Source organism: Paenibacillus woosongensis, from assembly GCF_009725165.1.
Classification (GTDB): Bacteria; Bacillota; Bacilli; order Paenibacillales; family Paenibacillaceae; genus Fontibacillus; species Fontibacillus woosongensis.
This window is the reverse complement of record NZ_WNZW01000001.1, coordinates 504655-523612: the sequence shown is the minus strand read 5'-3', so window position 1 is coordinate 523612 and position 18958 is coordinate 504655. Positions and strand designations below refer to the sequence as shown.

General features: G+C 50.2%; 15 protein-coding genes. 14 read left to right on the top strand and 1 reads right to left on the bottom strand.

What is annotated here, in order from left to right; genetic code table 11:
* The 6 genes from GNP95_RS02565 to aroF all read left to right on the top strand — a co-directional run bounded on the left by GNP95_RS02565 (position 1) and on the right by aroF (position 7666).
* Positions 1 to 1197, top strand: coding sequence for a response regulator transcription factor (locus tag GNP95_RS02565; RefSeq protein ID WP_155609329.1), 1197 nt, complete (start codon positions 1 to 3; stop codon positions 1195 to 1197).
* A gap of 196 nt (positions 1198 to 1393) precedes the next feature.
* Entirely contained in the window at positions 1394 to 2692 is a 1299-nt protein-coding gene (locus tag GNP95_RS02560) for an ABC transporter substrate-binding protein (protein ID WP_155609328.1), read from the top strand.
* Positions 2693 to 2881: 189 nt separating this feature from the next.
* A complete protein-coding gene (locus tag GNP95_RS02555) occupies positions 2882 to 3757 on the top strand; it encodes a carbohydrate ABC transporter permease (protein WP_155609327.1) in 876 nt (291 codons plus the stop codon).
* Between the two features lie 26 nt (positions 3758 to 3783).
* The gene (locus tag GNP95_RS02550; RefSeq protein WP_155609326.1) at positions 3784 to 4614 is read left to right on the top strand and encodes a carbohydrate ABC transporter permease; all 831 of its coding nucleotides are present in this window, start codon (positions 3784 to 3786) and stop codon (positions 4612 to 4614) included.
* A 15-nt stretch (positions 4615 to 4629) separates the two neighbouring features.
* The gene (locus tag GNP95_RS02545; RefSeq protein ID WP_196427045.1) at positions 4630 to 6405 is read left to right on the top strand and encodes a DUF5605 domain-containing protein; all 1776 of its coding nucleotides are present in this window, start codon (positions 4630 to 4632) and stop codon (positions 6403 to 6405) included.
* Between the two features lie 217 nt (positions 6406 to 6622).
* Entirely contained in the window at positions 6623 to 7666 is a 1044-nt protein-coding gene (gene aroF, locus GNP95_RS02540; protein WP_330163234.1) for a 3-deoxy-7-phosphoheptulonate synthase, read from the top strand.
* 144 nt (positions 7667 to 7810) lie between these two features.
* Here the strand turns inward: aroF and GNP95_RS02535 are convergent, their stop codons facing one another.
* On the bottom strand, positions 7811 to 8836 hold the full coding sequence (locus GNP95_RS02535) for a LacI family DNA-binding transcriptional regulator (protein WP_330163284.1): 1026 nt from the start codon (positions 8834 to 8836) through the stop codon (positions 7811 to 7813).
* A 552-nt stretch (positions 8837 to 9388) separates the two neighbouring features.
* Here GNP95_RS02535 and GNP95_RS02530 point away from each other — a divergent pair.
* From GNP95_RS02530 to GNP95_RS02495, 8 genes are all read left to right on the top strand, one after another.
* A complete protein-coding gene (locus GNP95_RS02530; RefSeq protein WP_155609323.1) occupies positions 9389 to 10744 on the top strand; it encodes an ABC transporter substrate-binding protein in 1356 nt (451 codons plus the stop codon).
* Positions 10745 to 10835: 91 nt separating this feature from the next.
* Positions 10836 to 11729 (top strand): carbohydrate ABC transporter permease, encoded by an 894-nt coding sequence (locus GNP95_RS02525; RefSeq protein ID WP_155609322.1) that lies wholly within the window; start codon positions 10836 to 10838, stop codon positions 11727 to 11729.
* Positions 11730 to 11731: 2 nt separating this feature from the next.
* The gene (locus GNP95_RS02520; protein WP_155609321.1) at positions 11732 to 12568 is read left to right on the top strand and encodes a carbohydrate ABC transporter permease; all 837 of its coding nucleotides are present in this window, start codon (positions 11732 to 11734) and stop codon (positions 12566 to 12568) included.
* Between the two features lie 80 nt (positions 12569 to 12648).
* Positions 12649 to 15378, top strand: a complete 2730-nt coding sequence (locus GNP95_RS02515; protein WP_155609320.1) for a GH36-type glycosyl hydrolase domain-containing protein — start codon at positions 12649 to 12651, stop codon at positions 15376 to 15378.
* A 112-nt stretch (positions 15379 to 15490) separates the two neighbouring features.
* Positions 15491 to 16378, top strand: a complete 888-nt coding sequence (locus GNP95_RS02510; protein ID WP_155609319.1) for a hypothetical protein — start codon at positions 15491 to 15493, stop codon at positions 16376 to 16378.
* A 158-nt stretch (positions 16379 to 16536) separates the two neighbouring features.
* Positions 16537 to 17625 carry a 3-phosphoserine/phosphohydroxythreonine transaminase gene (gene serC, locus GNP95_RS02505; RefSeq protein ID WP_155609318.1) on the top strand — a complete coding sequence of 363 codons (1089 nt, stop codon included), beginning with the start codon at positions 16537 to 16539 and terminating at the stop codon, positions 17623 to 17625.
* 209 nt (positions 17626 to 17834) lie between these two features.
* On the top strand, positions 17835 to 18299 hold the full coding sequence (gene trmL / locus GNP95_RS02500) for a tRNA (uridine(34)/cytosine(34)/5-carboxymethylaminomethyluridine(34)-2'-O)-methyltransferase TrmL (RefSeq protein ID WP_155609317.1): 465 nt from the start codon (positions 17835 to 17837) through the stop codon (positions 18297 to 18299).
* A 37-nt stretch (positions 18300 to 18336) separates the two neighbouring features.
* Positions 18337 to 18921, top strand: a complete 585-nt coding sequence (locus GNP95_RS02495; RefSeq protein ID WP_155609316.1) for a maltose acetyltransferase domain-containing protein — start codon at positions 18337 to 18339, stop codon at positions 18919 to 18921.
* Positions 18922 to 18958 lie beyond the last annotated feature (37 nt).

Genomic DNA, 18958 nt, shown 5'->3' with positions numbered 1-18958 from the left:
ATGTGGAATCTTCTTGTCGTTGAGGATGAAGCGATTGTCAGAATGGGATTACGTTACATGGTGGATTGGGAGGCGCAGGGCGTATGCTGGAAGGCTGAGGCGTCCAACGGGGAAGAAGCGGTAAAGGTTCTGGATGCCGAGGACATTCACATCGTGATGACCGACATCCGCATGCCCGGCATGGACGGGCTCGACCTAGGCAGGTATATCCGCGAAAAACACGGCGGGCACATACAGGTAATCTATTTAAGCAGCTATGACGATTTTCCCTATGTAAAAGAGGCGATTCGCCTTGGAGCGCTGGATTATCTCCACAAGCCTACCATGGACGAGAAGGAAGTGACAGCAGCGCTTCACAAAGCTATTCAACTGCTGGAGCAGAGCACGGCGAGGGCGCCTGAAAAAAAGTGGTCAGAGGATGAGCGGAACGATTGGCTGGTTTCTTTGCTGGATGCTTATACGTATCCAAAAAAAATGCTGCTTCCCGAGCTTGCGGAAGGACAGTTTAACGAGGGGCTGTGGATTACTGCGATGCGGCTTCGCGATGATGCAGCTGACCATATGGCCGCGGCCTCTGTCAGGGATCATCTCAAATTCATGTCCATTCGGTATTTGATCGACGAATACGTAGCCAGGGACTGGGGAGGTATTGTGTTTCACCGTAATCACCGCGAAATACTGTGGCTGGCGCCGGCTAAATCCAAGGAAGGCCTGGAGGATCACCAGAGCAAGGAGCAGTACCTGGACAGGCTGCGGGGCAAAGTTTTCGAGCTGCTCAACGCCTCAATCATTTACTCCTGCAGTTCGGTCTATGATGATTTTCGGCAAATACCGGAAGCATATCTGGAGGTTGAGCTGAAGTTCCCGGTGAATCAGCAGAGCGACAGCCTGCATGTCAGGTTGGCTAAAGAATATGTCGACAACCATCTTTTAGAGGATATTACCTTGATGAAAGTAGCGGAATCCATTCCGATCAGTTCGAGTTACTTGAGCCGGATTTTCTTGAAGGAAGTAGGAGAGAGTTTTAGTGATTACGTCATTCGCAACAAAGTGATATACGCCCAAAAGCTGCTGCGGGAAACGAATAAAAAGATTTACGAAATCAGCGAAATTCTGAGTTATACGAACCCGCACTATTTCAGCAAGCTGTTCAAGGAACGAACTGGTATGACCCCACTGGAGTATCGGAACCGTTAGTGCATAGGAATGTAGGATACAGCATGATTCGTCTATTTTAGGAGGAAAATGCCCGGTTTGCGGGCGGAGCAAGACGATATGATCGCGTAGAAAATGACATGCTTCCCTCATACCCGGCACGGCTTCTCGGTAGTAGACTTAGAAGCAAGCCAATAGGCAGCCATGATTTAAGAACATCAAAAGAGGGGGTTATTCAATGAATAGCAAACGTATTTCAGCCATGCTGGCGGTCGTGATGTCAGCCGTCCTGATGTTATCGGCCTGCGGCGGAGGGACAGGTACGGAGAAAGCTTCCGGCAGCAGCGGCTCAGGCAGTGGGGAAGGGCAGAAGACTACCGTAACGGTATGGGTGCTCAATGATCAGAATTCTTATCTGGAACCGATCATCAAAGCATTCCAGAGCGAAAACCCGGATATTAAAGTGGAGCCTACTTATTATGGAACAGACCCGCTAAAGGAATCTCTGAAGGTAGCGGCGTCTTCCAAAACGCTGCCCGATATGTGGTTCACCTGGGGCGGTTCGCTCGGCTCCTTTTACCCGGAGAACGGCCTAGCTATGGATTTGACGCAGGTTGCGGCAGACCATGGATGGGAGAACATTTATAATCCCGCAGCACTTGATTTGGTACAATATGACGGCAAAACCTACGGGGTGCCGTTTCATCTAGCATCTCTCTCGGTCTTCTACCCGAAAGAGCTGTATGCAAAATTGAATTTGACGCCGCCGGCTACGTTCGCCGAATTCGAAGGGCAATTGCAATTCATGAAAGATCAGGGGATTACGCCGTTTGCCGTTGGAGGCAAAGGCGGCTGGATGCTGATGCGCTGGGTGGAGCAGCTTATCGAGCATTACGGCGGGACCGAGCTTCATGACCGGTTGAACGCGCTGGAAGCCTCCTGGGATGACCCGGCCGTCGTACAGACTTTCCAGAAGCTGAAGGATTGGTCCGATAAAGGTTATTTCGAGAAAGGCTTCATCACCCTGGACCCGCTTGAAGCGGAAACGCCGATGTATCATGCGCAGCAAGGTTTTGCGCTGGAGGGAGCATGGGTTGATCTGAGCATTAGCCAGGCTGGAGCGGATCCTAACGATTTCGGCACCTTTAAATTCCCGACGGATCAGGAGCCAGTCCGGATGTCGAGCTTTGCGGAAATGTTCCAAATTAACGCCGGATCTGAGCCACAGGTGCAGGAAGCAGCCTTGAAATTGGCTGAATATATTACCGGAGAGGAAGTCGTTAATGAATATATCGATGTATACGGCTCTCCGGCCTTAAAGCAGTTTAAAACTTCGGAGCAGTCTCCACATACATCAGAGATGGCGGAAATGATCAAGGACGGTAATTTCCTGATCGCGGATCAGGCGCTTCCCCAGACGGTTGTACAGAAGCTGTTTGAAGCTCAGGATGCAGTCATTTTGAACGAATGGACGCCAGAACAGGCTGCGAAGGAAATTCAGAAGGCAGCCGAGTCGTACAAGAGCAACAGCAATTAGAAGAGACAGCAGCATAGCTTGGGAGAACAGCCGGAAGGCTGTTCTCTTGGATATCAGAAAGCAGTAAGCACGGAGCTTTAGCTTCCTGATATCACAAGGAAAACTACCGCAAAAAGCGGTCGGGCTCCATAGAAAGTACGTTGATAAACGTGTTTCTTATGCTGGGGCCTTGTGCGAGGGAGGCAAGGTATGAAACTCAAAGCTTGGAAGCCATGGACGTTTCTGCTGCCGGCGCTGCTCATTTATCTCGCCGTCATCGTGGCGCCATCGCTGTATACCCTTCAGCTTAGCTTTTACAAGTGGAATGGGATATCTCCGGACAAGCAGTTTGTCGGATTGCAGAACTACATTTATTTGCTGACAGAGGATACCGTATTTCAGACGGCCTTGAAAAACAACGTGTTGTGGCTGGCCGGTTCATTAACCATCATTATCGGACTAGGATTGTTGTTCGCCCTGCTGCTAAACCGGAAAATAAAGGGCAGATCGCTGTTTCGCGGCGTGTTTTATTTTCCTTATGTATTATCAGGCATTATCGTCGCCCTCATGTGGACCTGGCTGTATCATCCAACGAGGGGATTTTTCAATACGGTGCTGGAGGCCATCGGGCTTGGCAATTTGGCTCACACGTGGCTGGCCGATCCGAAAACCGCCCTATATGCGGTATTCATTGCCGCAGTATGGCAGGGCGTAGGGCTGCCAATGGTTTTGTTTCTTGCCGGCCTGCAGAGCATTCCGAAGGACTGCTATGAGGCGGCGATTATCGACGGAGCCAGACCGATGCAATCATTTCGCTTCATCACGATCCCGCTGCTCAGCGAAACATTCGTCATCGTGTTCGCGACGACAATGGTTAATGCCATGAAGGTATATGACATCATCTACGGCATGACGGCCGGAGGGCCGGCACAGAGCACGCAGGTGCTCTCTTCATGGATGTATTATCAGACGTTTAAATTCAACAATATCGGCGTAGGATCGGCTATTTCGTGGTTCCTTGTCCTTGTCGCAATGGCTGTTATCATTCCTTACGTCTTCTATACAAACAAGAAATCGCATCTGTGATTTTCGGGAAAGAGGGTGAAGTCCCTATGGAAGAAGTGCAACAATCCGCTGTTTCGAAGGCGGCTACCTATATATTACTCATCGTCCTGAGCCTGCTCTTTCTTATTCCTATCGCATTCATCGTCATGACGGCCTTGAAATCCAATGCTGATTTGATGAGAAATCCGGTGTACCGCTTGCCGGAAGTATTTCAATGGAGCAATTTCGCAGAGGCCTGGGATAAGATGAAGCTGTATATCCGCAATAGTCTCGTTATTTCCGTCGTGAAGGTTCCGATTGGGATTCTGATTGAAGCGCTGGCTGCCTACGCGATGACCCGGATGGGGTTTAAATGGGCAAACGCGCTGTTTGCGGTATTTCTGGTCGGCATGATGATCCCGTTCCAGGCAACGTTAGTTCCGCTCAATATGATGCTCAATTATTTCGGGCTTGAAAATACGTATCCTGGTATTTTTATCGTATACATCGGCTTTGGGATTCCGTTTGGCATTATGGTGCTGAGAGGCTTTCTTCGCTCCATTCCGAAGGAACTGGATGAGGCGGCTTATATTGACGGATGCGCGGAGCTGGGCAAATTTTTCCGCATAATACTGCCGATCGCGATGCCGGCGATTGCGACCTTGATCATTCTCGACTTTCTGTCGACCTGGAATGAATTTTTACTGGCGCAAATTTTTATTACGAAGGATTCAATGCAGCCGGTTACTGCAGGCCTGCTTACGTTTCAGGGCCAGCATTCCACGAACTATACGCTGCTGAGCGCGGGCGTGCTTATATCAATCGTACCGATTTTGGCTGTCTACTTGTTCTTTCAGAAATATTTCGTTTCGGGGATGGCCGGAGCCGTAAAAGGCTAATGAAAAGGAGGATATATGATGTTTACGGAGCAGGATAGAATTGGAAGGATATGGACGGATCCATCGGCTGGGAGCATATTAGAAAAGCATTTTTCATTCCTTGCAGAGGAGAGGCATCTCGCCTTTGCCTATAAAATTATGACGCTTCGGGAGTTTCTAGATGCCCGGCAGGAGCTGGGCTTCACGGATCAAGAAAGGGCCGCATTTCTTCAAGAGCTCGCTCAGCTGCCTTCCAGCAAACCGCTGGAACGGCGTGGGGAAATGGTGAGCAAGCCGCAGGAAGCTTCACAGGATGCTGCGGAGATTGGACGCCATAGCGAAGGCGCAGGTCTGGTAAGCTCTCCGAAATCTGCTGCCAAATGGGATGTCTATGAGCTGGAGCTGAGAGGGCCGTCTTATGGAAATCCGTATACGGACATCGATCTGAAGGCGACGTTTGTCTGTGAGGAAGATGGACGCAGCATACGTGTTCCAGGGTTCTATAACGGGAACGGAGTTTATAAAATTCGTATGATGCCTGGTGAGGAGGGGCGTTGGACTTACCGGACGGAGAGTACGGCAAAAGCGCTGGACGGACATGAGGGAACCTTCGTTTGCACTGCCCCTGAGGCGGGGAATCATGGCCCGGTCCGGGTTCGTGATAAATATCATTTCGCCTATGAGGATGGCACAGCTTATTTGCCGTTTGGCACAACCTGCTATGTCTGGACGCATCAGGGGGAAGAGCTGGAACAGCAGACACTGGAGTCGCTCGCGCGCTCACCATTCAATAAAATGCGGATGTGCGTTTTTCCAAAATCATACCTTTATAACCTGAACGAGCCCGAGCTCTATCCTTATGAAGGCTCTATCCGGGAAGGCTGGAATTTCAGCGTATTTAATCCTGATTTCTTCGAGCATTTAGAGCAGCGGATCGCCGATTTGGGACGCCTTGGCATCGAAGCGGATCTTATACTGTTCCATCCGTATGACAGATGGGGGTTTTCGGAAATGAGCCGGGAGGAGGATGACCTCTATTTGCGTTATATCGTGGCCCGCTTGTCCGCTTACCGTCATGTCTGGTGGTCGCTCGCCAATGAATATGATTTGATGTGGGCTAAAACCGGCGAGGATTGGGAGCGTTATGCCCGAATTATTACGGAGAACGATCCATATGGACATTTGCTGTCGAATCACAATTGGCTGACTTTTTACGATCACAGCAAACCTTGGCTGACTCACTGCAGCCTGCAGAGAATCGATGTCTACAAAACCTCGGAGGCCGCGCTGGAGTGGCGGGAGCGCTGGGACAAACCGATCGTTATCGACGAGTGCGCCTATGAGGGCGATATCGACCAGGGCTGGGGGAACATTACCGGCGAGGAAATGGTGAGGAGGTTCTGGGAAGGAACGATCCGCGGTGGATATGTCGGCCATGGGGAAACTTATTTGAACGACGAGGAAGTGTTGTGGTGGTCCAAAGGCGGCAAACTGGTTGGGGGTAGCCCCGCGCGGATCGGTTTCTTGCGCAGCCTGGTCGAGGAAGCTCCGGGACAATGCTGGGAGCCGCTGCGCTCGGACTGGGATCTTCCTTGCGCGGGCATCCGCGATGAATATTATGTCTATTATTTCGGCTTCAACCAGCCCAAATTTCGGATATTCCATATGAGGCCGGGCATCAGGTATAAAGTCGATATCATAGACACATGGGGCATGACGATCGATGAGAGCGCTGGCGTTCACGAAGGCTCGTTCCGCATTGAGCTCCCCGGCAGGCCGTATATGGCCGTACGCCTCACAAGAGCAGAATAGGCTGCTAACTAAGGCGAGGATAAGCTGCAAACCAGTTAGATGAGGTTTGCGGCTTTTGCCGTTTTGCTGGATGTAATACTTGACGACGTGAGCGGATTCGGTTATAGTTACTTTAGTGGTTAAAAGCTTCAAAGCGAACAAGCGTTTAAGCGACAAACTAAGGTTGAATAAGTATAGATAGGGCCACCGGGCCGAAACGATGAAAGGATGATGAACCGTGATCGTAATTACTTCTAACCAAACGCCGGAAGAGCGTATTCAGGAAATTATCGCCGTCATTGAGAAGGAAGGCTTGCAGGCGCATGTCTCGCGGGGCAGCGACCGTACGGTAATCGGGCTGATCGGCGCGATCGAGCCGCAGCTCGCCGAGCATTTGCGTCAGATGAAGGGCGTAGAAAATGTCATTAAAATTTCTAAATCCTACAAGCTGGCCAGCCGCGATTTCCATCCGGAGAATACGGTGATCGAGATCGGCGACGTGAAGATTGGCGGCGGGGATCTCGTCGTAATGGGCGGCCCATGCGCCGTGGAATCCCCGGAGCAGATCGATGAAATCGCCCGGTTGGTTAAAGCGGCAGGCGGCCAGGTGCTGCGCGGCGGAGCGTTCAAGCCGCGGACGGGCCCATACAGCTTCCAGGGTGTTGGGGTAGAGGGGCTGGTCATGATGGCCGAGGCTGGGAAAAAGCATGGCCTGCTTACGATTACGGAAGTGATGACGCCGGAATACGTTGATGTATGCGCAGAGTATGCGGATATTCTGCAGGTTGGTACGCGCAACATGCAGAACTTCGATCTGCTGCGCAAGCTAGGAGCCTGCGGCAAACCAGTGCTGCTGAAACGCGGCTTCAGCGCGACCTACGACGAGTTTCTGAATGCGGCGGAGTACATTTTGGCAGGCGGAAATCCGAATGTGATGCTATGCGAACGCGGTATCCGCACTTTTGAAACCTACACGAGAAATACGCTGGACCTGTCGGCGATTCCGGTGTTGCAGGGCTTGAGCCATCTGCCGGTCATCTCCGACCCGAGCCATGGCACGGGCCGCCGCGAGCTGGTAGAACCGATGACGAAAGCGTCGGTTGCCGCAGGCGCAGACGGACTCATTATCGAAATGCATACTGATCCGGACAATTCGATGACAGGCGACGGTGTACAATCCTTGTTCCCTGATCAATTCGCCGCATTGCTCCGCGATCTGGAGAAGCTCGCCCCATTGGTCGGCAAACGTTTCGATACACCGAAAGCGGCTGTTCAAGTATAAGAGAAGCTTCTATCGACGAATTGAATTTTCTATATAAATACCAACAACACCCCTCTAGCCTTCATGAGAACGGCTAGAGGGGTGTTGTTGGTATGGACGCTGTATTTTGTGGGAGCCCTTTGTCTATTTCAGCTCCAGATCGGTTTATTTAAAATTATCGAATCTGCTGCCGCAGGATTCGCGGATAACGAGCTCGGGCTCTACAACGATGCTGCTTGTCTCGGACTGGCTATTCATCAGGTCGTACAGCATTAAGCCGGCCAGCCTGCCGATCTTCTCCTTATTTTGCCGGATTGTTGTAAGCGCCGGATTCGTATATTTGCAGGCTTCAATATCGTCGCAGCCGATAATCGCCACATCCTGCGGCACCCGCAGCTTGTGCTCCTTCAGGGCGCGCATGGCGCCGATCGCAATCAGGTCGGAGGCGGCAAAGATTGCGCGCGGCAGGGAGCCGGATCGAATCATCCGATTCATTGCTTCATATCCGCTCGTCTCAAAAAAATGCTCTCCGTTTACGAACCAATCCTCGTTCAGAGGCAGGCCGAAGCTGTCAATCGCGTCCTTGTAGCCGGCCTCGCGCATATTGGAGATATCTGATTCCTGCGTACTTCCGATATAGCCAAGCTCCCGATAGCCTTGCAGGTAAAAGTGCTCTACCACTTTGTATGACATTTTGTAATTATCAGACATAATATACCCGGAGTTTTTGCCCTTGAGCTCGATATCGACGCCAATGCAAGGAATGTCGCTCAAATCCAGCTCGTTGATGGAGGGTTCCAGCTGCTGGCCTGTGACAATGATGCAGCCATCTACTTGGAAGTGCTTACAACGAGCGAGATACTCACCATCGACGGCATAGAACTTTTCGTTGGAGAAGAAAAGAAGATCGTAGCCGAGCAGGCCAACCTGCTTCTTGAAGGAGTTTAGCACCTCAACAAAAAAGGGATGGGTGAAATCGATATTGAGTTTACCAGCAAAAATAACGCCGATCAGGTTCGACTTTTTTGTTGCCAAGGTTTTAGCCGAGTTGGAAGGAACGTAACCCGTCTGCTTCATAATTTCCAGAACTTTATTTTTCGTATCTTCAGAAATATCGCTATAATTGTTAATGATCTTGGATACGGTCGATACCGAAACCCCGGCCATTTCCGCGATCGTTCTAATGTTGATGGACAAGAGACATAACCCCCTTCTTGATAAAGCAAGCACATGGACTTCGGATGGCAAGCCGTTAGTCCTTGGCACATAGAAGCAAGCTTCGCTGCGAATCATGGAGCTTTAGACATAGCTTGATATGCTTTATTTACGAAAATTTCATTACAGAAAAGCGTTAAAACTCATGTTTCGCGAAAATCACGAAAGCACTTTCGTAAAATATCTTACCTCTTTTTTTTGCCTCGGTCAATGCGGAAAAAGTCAGAAGGACATAATTAACCCTTGATTTATAAGGGATCTCTCAGCAATATGAGAAGAAATCCCAGGATACGACAAGAAAAACGAATTTATTTAAAATAGGACTTTACAAAAAAAATAAATGATGTAATAATGATTTTGACGAAACCGCTTTCGGAAATTCTGTCGTTAGAGCATTGGAACTACGAAAATACGAAACGGCGAAATGCTTGAATTAGCTAGGGCTATTTTCATAGTTTAAATGTTTCAATGGGGAAAGCAGCCGATGAGGTTTCGAATAATCAATGACTATAAATAGGGGGAAATATCATGGTCAAGAAAATTTCTGCGATCGTTCTTGCGGGCGCATTGACGCTAAGCCTGGCGGCATGCGGCAGCGGAAACAAAGAAGCTACCGGAACTAACGGCGATGCCAGCAAGGCTTCCGGACAGAAACAAGTGATCAAGATTCTTCACTGGAAGCAAGAGAACATTAATAAGGCAATGAAAGAAATCAATGAAGCGTTCGAAGCGAAATATCCGGAGTATAAAATCGAGTACACGACGACAGGACCGGATGATGAGTATAAGCAAGCGCAAAGAGCAAGACTCACAGCGAACGACGTTGACATTCTTGCCGATTTGTCCGGCATGAGACTGTCTCCGCAGGAGTGGACGCCTGGCGCAAAGGTGCCTGACTGGGAGCAGTGGATCAACTCCGGTCTGATCGCGGATCTGTCAGATCAAGCTTTCGTGAGCAAATGGAACGCCAACGATATTGAAAAAGCCGGTACATATAAAGGCAAAGTATACGCCATTCCTACTGGCAAAGTAGCGATGTCCGGCTTGTTCTACAATAAAGAGATCTTCGAAGAGCATGGACTTGAAGTACCGAAGACGTGGAGCGAGTTCATCCAATTGAACGAAACACTGAAGTCCAAAGGCATTACGCCAATCGGCGTAGCGGGCAAAGACGTATGGCCGTTGAAGCTGCCAGTGTTCGCGCTGCAAGCGAAAATTCTGGGTGGCGGCAATCAGCAAAAATGGATCGAAGGCGTATGGAAAGGCGAAACGGCGTTCAATGATGCCGAAGCGGTTGAAGTGCTTGAGAAAATGAAGACTCTTCAAGACAATTACATGATCGAAGGCTTCATGGGTATCGACTATGCATCCGCTCCTGCAATTTTTGCAACGGGCAAAGTAGCTATGCTGGCTGACGGTTCTTGGGATGCTCCGACGATCGCTACGGCGAATCCAGACCTGAAGTTCGGTTACTTCCCAGTGCCGGCTACCGAGGATGCTGCGAAAAACGCTTCTTTCGTAGGTAAATACGATGTAACCTGGTATGTTGCCGAGAAAGGCCCGAACAAAGAAGGCGCCCTGAAATGGCTGGAGTTCTTCTCCGAGCCTGAGAACTACACGACATTTGTTAAAGCTGCCGGATTCATCCCTACAATGGATGGAATCTCGACGGACAGCGACTTCATCGATAATGAGTTGACGCCTTATCTTGGCGATTTCGAACTGGCTTATGAAATCATGATGATCAACCGCGAAAATGTAGGTGAGCATCTTGCTGCTGAAGGCGTGCATACGGAATACCTTGCACCAGGCGGAGAGTTCAAGACAGCGAAAGAGCTTGCTGACGTACAACAGAAAGAATGGGAAGCTGCGGCTCCTAAATAAGTTTCAAAGCGATAACCATACTGTACTGTCTCGGGGTCTGATTGTTCAGGCCCCGATCATTTATTGATTCGTAACCCGCGAGGTGAGAGAGATGTACCCATTTGGAAAAGGCATGGCCCGCTACGTACCCCTGTTGCTTTTATTAATACCTTTTGCATTGTACGTAGTTTTTTATTTTGGACCTTCTGTGATGACTGTGATTTATTCCTTTACAGATGTTAAAAATCTTCCCGGCAGTACGATGAAATTCGTCGGGCTGGAAAATTATCATGATTTATTTTACTCCGGAAACTCTGGAGAACGTTGGCGCTCCATTACGAATACACTGATTTTCATGTTTATAGTAACGATTGTGCAGAACGGGGTCGCCCTGTTCGTAGCGGTTCTGCTGAATCAGCGGCTGCGCGGCGATTATTTCTATCGCGCCGTATTTTTCCTCCCGGTTGTGCTTGGGGTTGCTGTTGTTGCCTTGATCTGGGGGATGATGTTCGATCCGATGAGCGGTCCGGTAAACATGCTGTATGACTGGCTGTTCGGTTATAAGGACATGTTCTTTGCTAGCTTCACGCATGCTTTTGGCTACATTATATTCGTGCAAATATGGATGTACATGGGTTATTCCATGCTCATCTTTCTCGCTGGCCTGCAATCCGTTCCCAAGGATTTGTATGAGGCTGGCTATATCGACGGAACGAGCAAATGGCAGTCCTTCCGTCATATTACATTCCCGCTTATCGCTCCATCCTTTACAGTAAACATGCTGCTATCGATCATCGGCGCTATGTCGACCTTCGATATTATTCTGGCAACTACGGATGGCCGCTTTAATACGAGAACAATGGCATATGACGTCTATAAGGAGACCTTCCGCGGCAGCCTTGACATGGGACTTCCGTCCGCGCTGTCCGTCGTGCAGTTCCTGATCATTTTGGTCTTTGTTGTTGTGGCCGTAAGACAGACGCGCAAGAGAGAGGTGGAATATTAATTATGAAAAATTCCAGATCATTTGCAATCCTTTCTTACGCCGTTGTTGCCGTGCTGCTAGTTCTGTATCTAGTACCGCTAATTCTAGTACTGAACGTATCTTTGAAGTCGTATCCTGAATATTTGATCAACCCGATTGGTTTCGTTAAGGAAATCCAGTGGAGCAACTATATCACCGCATGGACGGAAGGGAACTTCGCCAACTACTTCATCAACAGTTTGATTTATACCGGCGTCGCTACTGTGCTGACGATTATTGTGTCGGTTATGGGCGCGTTTCCGGTTGCGCGCAAATACGTGAAGTGGAGCGGGTTCATCTACATGTTCTTCCTGCTGTCGCAGTTCCTGCCGAACCCGATGGTTGCCCAGTACAAGCTGATGCTTGGCTTCAAGGAATCCCTTGGCATCTTCGGATATGACACGAAACTTGGTTATATCGTTCTGAAAACGACGGGCACCGGCGTAGTATTCATGATGTTCGTCGGCTATATCAAATCGATCAGCCGCGAGCTGGATGAAGCCGCAGGGATCGATGGATCCGGATACATCCGTTATTTGTTCCAAATGGTAACTCCGCTGATGAAGCCGGTTATCGCGACCGGGGTTATTTTGACGGCAATCGGCATCTGGAATGACTTTGTCGGACCGATTATGTACTTGCCGAGTCAGGCAAACTATCCGATAACATTCGGATTGAAAGAGTTTAAAGGCCAGTACGGCAATAACTGGCCGCTGCTTGCCTGCGGAATTACCATCGTGGCGGCTCCGCTCATCATACTGTATACATTTATCCAGAAATATCTTGTAGACGGAGCTCTTGCAGGCGCCGTTAAATCGTAACCTGGTGAATCCCGCGCCTGCCTCACATGGAGCGGGATTCGTTATGAATAAAGCAATTTAGGAGAGGGAGAAGAGACGATATGACAAAGTCCGGTTGGCAGTTTCAAGGAGAACAGGGCGTATTTAAACTCAAGCATCCAGAGAAAAACAGCTATTTGTATTTTCCCTTAGTCAATGAAGCGGGAATGATGTCGGCCATTACGCCAAATTTACATGGGGGGATTACGTCAGGACATAATACATTTCTGATGGAGCCGGTATCGGTGGATGATTTACATAATTCCAAGGCTTCACGGAATTTCTGGCTTTATATTGCGGGCTACGGCGCTTGGTCCGTCAGCGGCAATTCGGCGAAGCAGAATGCGGCTCAGTTCGTGTCTGATCAAGAGGAAAGCGAAATGGAAGCGGGTTTCTTGTGGCACAAGCTTACCCGTCATTATGCTAAGCTTGGCGTAAAGGCGGAAACGACCAGCTTTGTACCTGCTAAGGATGATAAGATCGAGCTGATGAAGGTGAAAATAACCAACACCGGAACCGCTCCGCTGGAATTCACTCCCACGGCGGCGATTCCATTGTATGGGCGTTCTGCGGATGACCTCCGGGATCACCGTCATGTCACTTCTTTGCTGCATCGCATTTACGTGGCTGAATATGGCATGGAAGTCCAGCCTGCGTTGTCCTTTGACGAACGGGGACATCGTGTAAATAAAGTGACTTACAGCGTACTCGGGGCGGAAGGCAGCGGCAAGGCGCCTATCGGCATGTTCCCGATCAACGAGGAATTCATAGGGGAAGGCGGGGCGCTCGATTGGCCGGAGGCCGTCGTTCGCAACCGCGAACCGCTGGCGACTGCTGGCACTGAGCTTGAAGGTTATGAGGCGGTCGGCGCACTGCGATTCGCCCCTGTACAATTATTGCCCGGGCAATCGGTGAGTTATGTTGTAGCCATGGTTATTTCGGACGACCGGCTCGAGCAAGGGAAATATGCGGCCCAATACTTGTCCGAAGCGCAGTTCGACGCTTTGCTGCAGGAGAATGAAGCGTACTGGCGGGATAAGCTGGATACGATCAAATTCAAGTCCGGCGATGCTGAGCAGGATCTTTGGATGAAGTGGGTTACCCTGCAGCCGATATTGCGCCGCCTGTACGGCAACTCATTCCTGCCATACCATGACTACGGCCGCGGCGGCAGAGGCTGGCGCGATCTGTGGCAGGACTGCCTGGCGCTGATGGTGATGGAGCCGAACGAAGTAAGACATTTGCTGGTGAACAACTATGCAGGGGTCCGCATCGACGGCAGCAATGCCACGATTATCGGTTCCAAGCCGGGCGAGTTCATCGCAGACCGTAACAACATTCCGAGAGTATGGATGGATCACGGTGCTTGGCCTCTTCTGACGACACTGCTGTATGTACATCAAAGCGGCGACCTGGATATTCTCCTGCAGCCGCAGACGTATTTCCGGGATATCTTTGTGAAGCGCTGCGGCGAACGGGATTTAAGCTGGAGCGCGGACAACGGAAACAAGCTGACCACTGTGGATGGCAGCATCTATGAAGGCACCATTCTGGAGCATATTTTGCTGCAAAATATCGTTCCGTTCTTCCATGTCGGCGAGCATAACAATATCAAGCTGGAGGGCGCGGATTGGAACGACGGGCTTGACCTTGCACCAAATCGCGGCGAGAGCGTGGCGTTTACGGCATTCTATGCCAGCAACTTGCTGGAACTGGCCGAGCTTTTAACCCATCTCAAGGACAATGCGGGCATCGAAACGATCGAGCTGGCCGAGGAAATGGGCATTCTGCTGGATTCGCTCACAGGGCCTGTGGATTACGAGAGCGTGGATGCGAAGCTTGCATTGCTGAATCGCTACTATGACGCCGTTACTCCTGCCGTAAGCGGCAAGAAGCTCAAGCTGGATATCGCGAAGGTGGCAAGCGATTTAAGAAGCAAGGCAGAATGGGCCATCAGTCATCTGCGCAGCAATGAGTGGATCTCCAGCAAGGAAGGCTACGAATGGTTTAACGGTTACTACAATGACGATGCCCAGCGGGTTGAGGGAGATTTCCCGCAAGGTGTACGCATGACGCTGACCGGCCAGGTGTTCAGCATTATGGGAGGCGTGGCTACGGATGAGCAGGTCGGCAAAATTTCCGAGGCTGTAGACCGCTATCTGAAGGATGCGAAAATCGGCTACCGCCTGAACTCGAACTTTGGGGGCATCCAGCAGAACCTGGGCCGTGCCTTTGGGTTTGCGTTCGGTCATAAAGAAAACGGCGCGATGTTCAGCCATATGACGGTTATGTACGCCAACGCTCTCTATAAGCGCGGTTTCGTCAAGGAAGGCTACGAGGTGCTGAACTCCATTTATAACCTTTCTACCGATTTTGAGCTGAGCCGAATGTACCCGGGCGTGCCTGAATATATCAATGAAAAGGGCCGCGGCATGTATACTTTCCTGACAGGTTCGGCCAGCTGGCTGCTGCTGACAGAACTGACGGAGGTTTATGGGGTGAAGGGAAGCTACGGTCATCTGCATCTTGAGCCTAAGCTGGTCAAAGAGCAGTTCGACGGTCAGGGCGAGGCTGCGGTGGAGACGTTGTTTGCGGATCGCATGCTGCAAATCGTATACCGCAACGCCGCCCTTCTCGATTACGGACAATACCGGATCGGTTCGATTGCCGTAAACGGCCAAAGCGTGCAATTCGACGTTTCGGGCTCTGGCGCTCTGATCCAGCGTTCCTTGCTCGATGCGCTGCCGAAAGAGGGCGCGCAGCGGATCGAAATCGTACTGGAACAAAAATAATTATAGAAAACCCTGTTGCTCCGAAGGTGTGAGCCGGGGTTTTCTGGCTTAACGGAGTTATTCAGCTAGAGAGAAAAAGCGATAGATCGCTTGAATACTAGAGGGGACAAGTATGGGATTTCAATTAAGCAATGAACATTTAATCGTAGACATCGCGGCAGTGGGCGATTACAAGGGCACACGCTTCGACTGGAGCGGCTTCATTACGGGCATTACTATGCGCGAAGGAAATCATTCCTTTTGCGTGCCAGAGAGCTTGAAGAGCGGAGAGGGCACTGGCGGATCGGGGCTATGCAACGAGTTTTCCTTAAAGGAAGCCATCGGGTATGAGGATGCCACGGTCGGGGGGCAGTTTCCGAAGCTCGGCGTAGGGCTGCTCACGCGAACGGATGCCGCGCCTTATCAATTTTACCGGAATTATCCGCTGCAGCCTTACCGGATCGATGCTGAAATAAGAAATGAGCAGAACATCGTATTTACGGTTCATCCTATGAGTTGTGGCGGGTACGCTGCGCAGCTGGAGAAGTCCATCTCCCTTGACCGGAACAGGCTGCGAATCGAATATCAACTAACCAATACGGGCACACGCGAAATCCGTACGGAGGAATACAACCATAATTTCTTGGGTATTGATGGGCAGCCAATCGGGCCTGATTATGATTTGCAATTTCCTTTTGCGATTGAAGCATGGACCGATGAACCTGGAACGATGGATGGTTTAAGGATTGATGGAGGAGCGGTTGCCTGGGAGCGCGTGCCGGATAAGCCTTTTTATTTTCATATCGGCGGTTATTCAACCTGTGCGTCCCCTTGGCTGTGGAATTTAAAGCATCGGCCAAGCGGGGCCGGTGTTCGGGAAATAAGCTCCTTCCCGGTCTATTCCGCCGCGGTATGGGGAATGGGGCATGTCGTATCCCCGGAGATGTTTATCCGTATCGAGCTTCAGCCTGGAGAAAGCCAAAAATGGTCGCGAATATATGAATTTTACCGTGAGCCTTGATCATTTCTTCGCCCGGATGAAGCGTTAATGTGTCAATTCTGCAAAATATCAAAATCCAATGAAATATCAGCTTGCTGGAAAAAAGAATAGTTGCTATGATAAACCTTATCAAAACTTCGAAAGCCTATAAACAAGTGTTAAGAGAGGACGGGGGAGAAATGAGTAAGAGAGCTTATAATTTTAACGCAGGACCTGCAGCGCTTCCGTTGGAAGTACTGGAACGGGCTCAGGCGGAATTTGTAGATTATCGCGGCACGGGAATGTCAATTATGGAAATGTCGCACCGCGGAGCGGTTTATGAGGAGACTCACAATGAAGCGGCAAGCCGTCTCCTGAAGCTGTTCGGCAATCCTGAGGGATACAAGGTGTTGTTCCTGCAGGGCGGCGCTTCTACACAATTTTCGATGATTCCGATGAACTTCCTCACGGAGGGCAAGACAGCTGGCTATGTCATGACGGGTAGCTGGGCCGGCAAGGCAATTAAAGAAGCGAAGCTGATCGGCGAAGTGTTCGAGGCCGCTTCCTCCAAAGAGAGCAAGTTCATGAACCTGCCGGATCTAAGCAATCTGAAATTGCCGGACAATGCCGCATATCTGCATGTGACTTCCAATGAGACGATTGAAGGAACCCAGTTCAAGAGCTTCCCGGACACAGGCAGCGTTCCGCTGATCGCGGATATGTCCAGCGACATTCTGTCCCGTCCATTCGATCTTACGCAATTCGGCATGGTATATGCCGGCGCGCAGAAGAATTTGGGGCCATCCGGCGTAACTGTAGTCATCGCCCGCGAGGAGCTGCTTCAGGATTCGCCGAAGCACCTGCCGACGATGCTGCGTTACGACACACATGCAGGCAACAACTCCCTGTACAACACACCGCCTTCTTTCTCGATTTACATGGTAAACCAAGTGTTGAAATGGATTGAAGAGCAAGGCTCGCTTGAAGGCATCGAGAAGAAGAACCAGGAGAAAGCAGCGCTTCTGTATAACGCGATCGATAATAGCGGCGGATTCTATCGCGGATGTGCAGACACAGGCAGCCGCTCGTTGATGAACGTGACCTTCCGCCTGGCTTCGGAGGAACTGGAGAAGCAGTTCGTGAAGGAATCCGAGAAAGAAGGCTTCGTCGGCCTGAAGGGACACCGCAGCGTCGGCGGGCTGCGCGCATCAATCTACAATGCGGTGCCTTACGACAGCATCAAAGCACTGGTTGATTTTATGGCAGAATTCCAGAAGTCGAACGGATAAGCAGCCAAAGACGTTTAGCCGCTATTTACAATAAGGGATCGTGAGGTCCCGGAGCGGGTTCAGCGGAGCGGGCTTCCCGGCTGAAGATAGATAAAGCCTCTCGCCATGGTCGATGGCGGGAGGCTTTTTTATTTTTAGGAAGCTGTATTCATTGTTATAATAAAGAAATGAGAGAAATTCAAAACTGAAACAAGTGAGGAAATGGATGTATGACTTTGCATATTGTACTTGTTGAACCGGAAATACCAGCAAACACGGGAAATATCGCGCGCACCTGTGCGGCAACGGGAATTCATCTGCATTTGGTGCGCCCGCTTGGCTTCCGCACGGATGATGCCACATTAAAGCGTGCCGGGCTTGATTACTGGTATGCGGTAAATATCGAATATCACGATTCATTTCGAGAGGTCGAAGAGAAATACAGCGGCAGCCGCTTCTTCTTTGCGACGACGAAGGCGCAGAAGCGCTATACTGATTTCGAATACCAAGACGGCGATTTCTTTGTGTTCGGTAAAGAAACGAAGGGCCTTCCGGATGAAATTCTGCAGGCTCATCCAGATCAGCTGATCCGGATGCCGATGACGGATAAGGTACGTTCCTTGAATTTATCCAATTCAGCGGCGATCATTGTGTTTGAAGCGCTGCGGCAGTTGGATTTTCCGGGGATGCAATAAGAGCGGTGGACATCAAGAACGAGGAGAGGAATTGACCATGTCTAGAACAGAACGAGAGAAAATGTTGGCCGGAGAAATGTATGATGCTTCGGACTCGCAGCTGGTAGAGGACAGGCTGCGGGCCAGAAGATTAACCCGATTGTTTAATAATACGCAGGAGGATGAACTGCCTCGCAGAACAGAGCTGCTGGGAGAACTGCTGGGATCGGCAGGGGAAAATGCTTATATCGAGCCGACTTTTCGCTGTGATTACGGCTACAACATTCACGTAGGTCGTCAATTTTATGCAAATTTCGACTGCGTTATTTTGGATATTTGCGAAGTGAGAATCGGGGATTATTGCTTCATGGCTCCTGGCGTGCATATCTACACGGCAACCCATCCGCTTGACCCGCAAGAGCGGAATTCCGGATTGGAATACGGCAAGCCGGTAACCATCGGCAACAATGTATGGATTGGAGGCCGTGCTGTCATCGTTCCCGGGGTAACAATCGGTGACAACGTAGTCATTGCAGCCGGGGCCGTTGTGACTAGAGACGTTCCTCCCGGTGCTGTCGTAGGAGGAAATCCAGCAAAAATATTAAAATATGTCGAATTAAAGCAGGAATTCTCGGGAAAATAGCGAAAGATATAGAGAGGGAAGTAGTATTTTCGTTCAA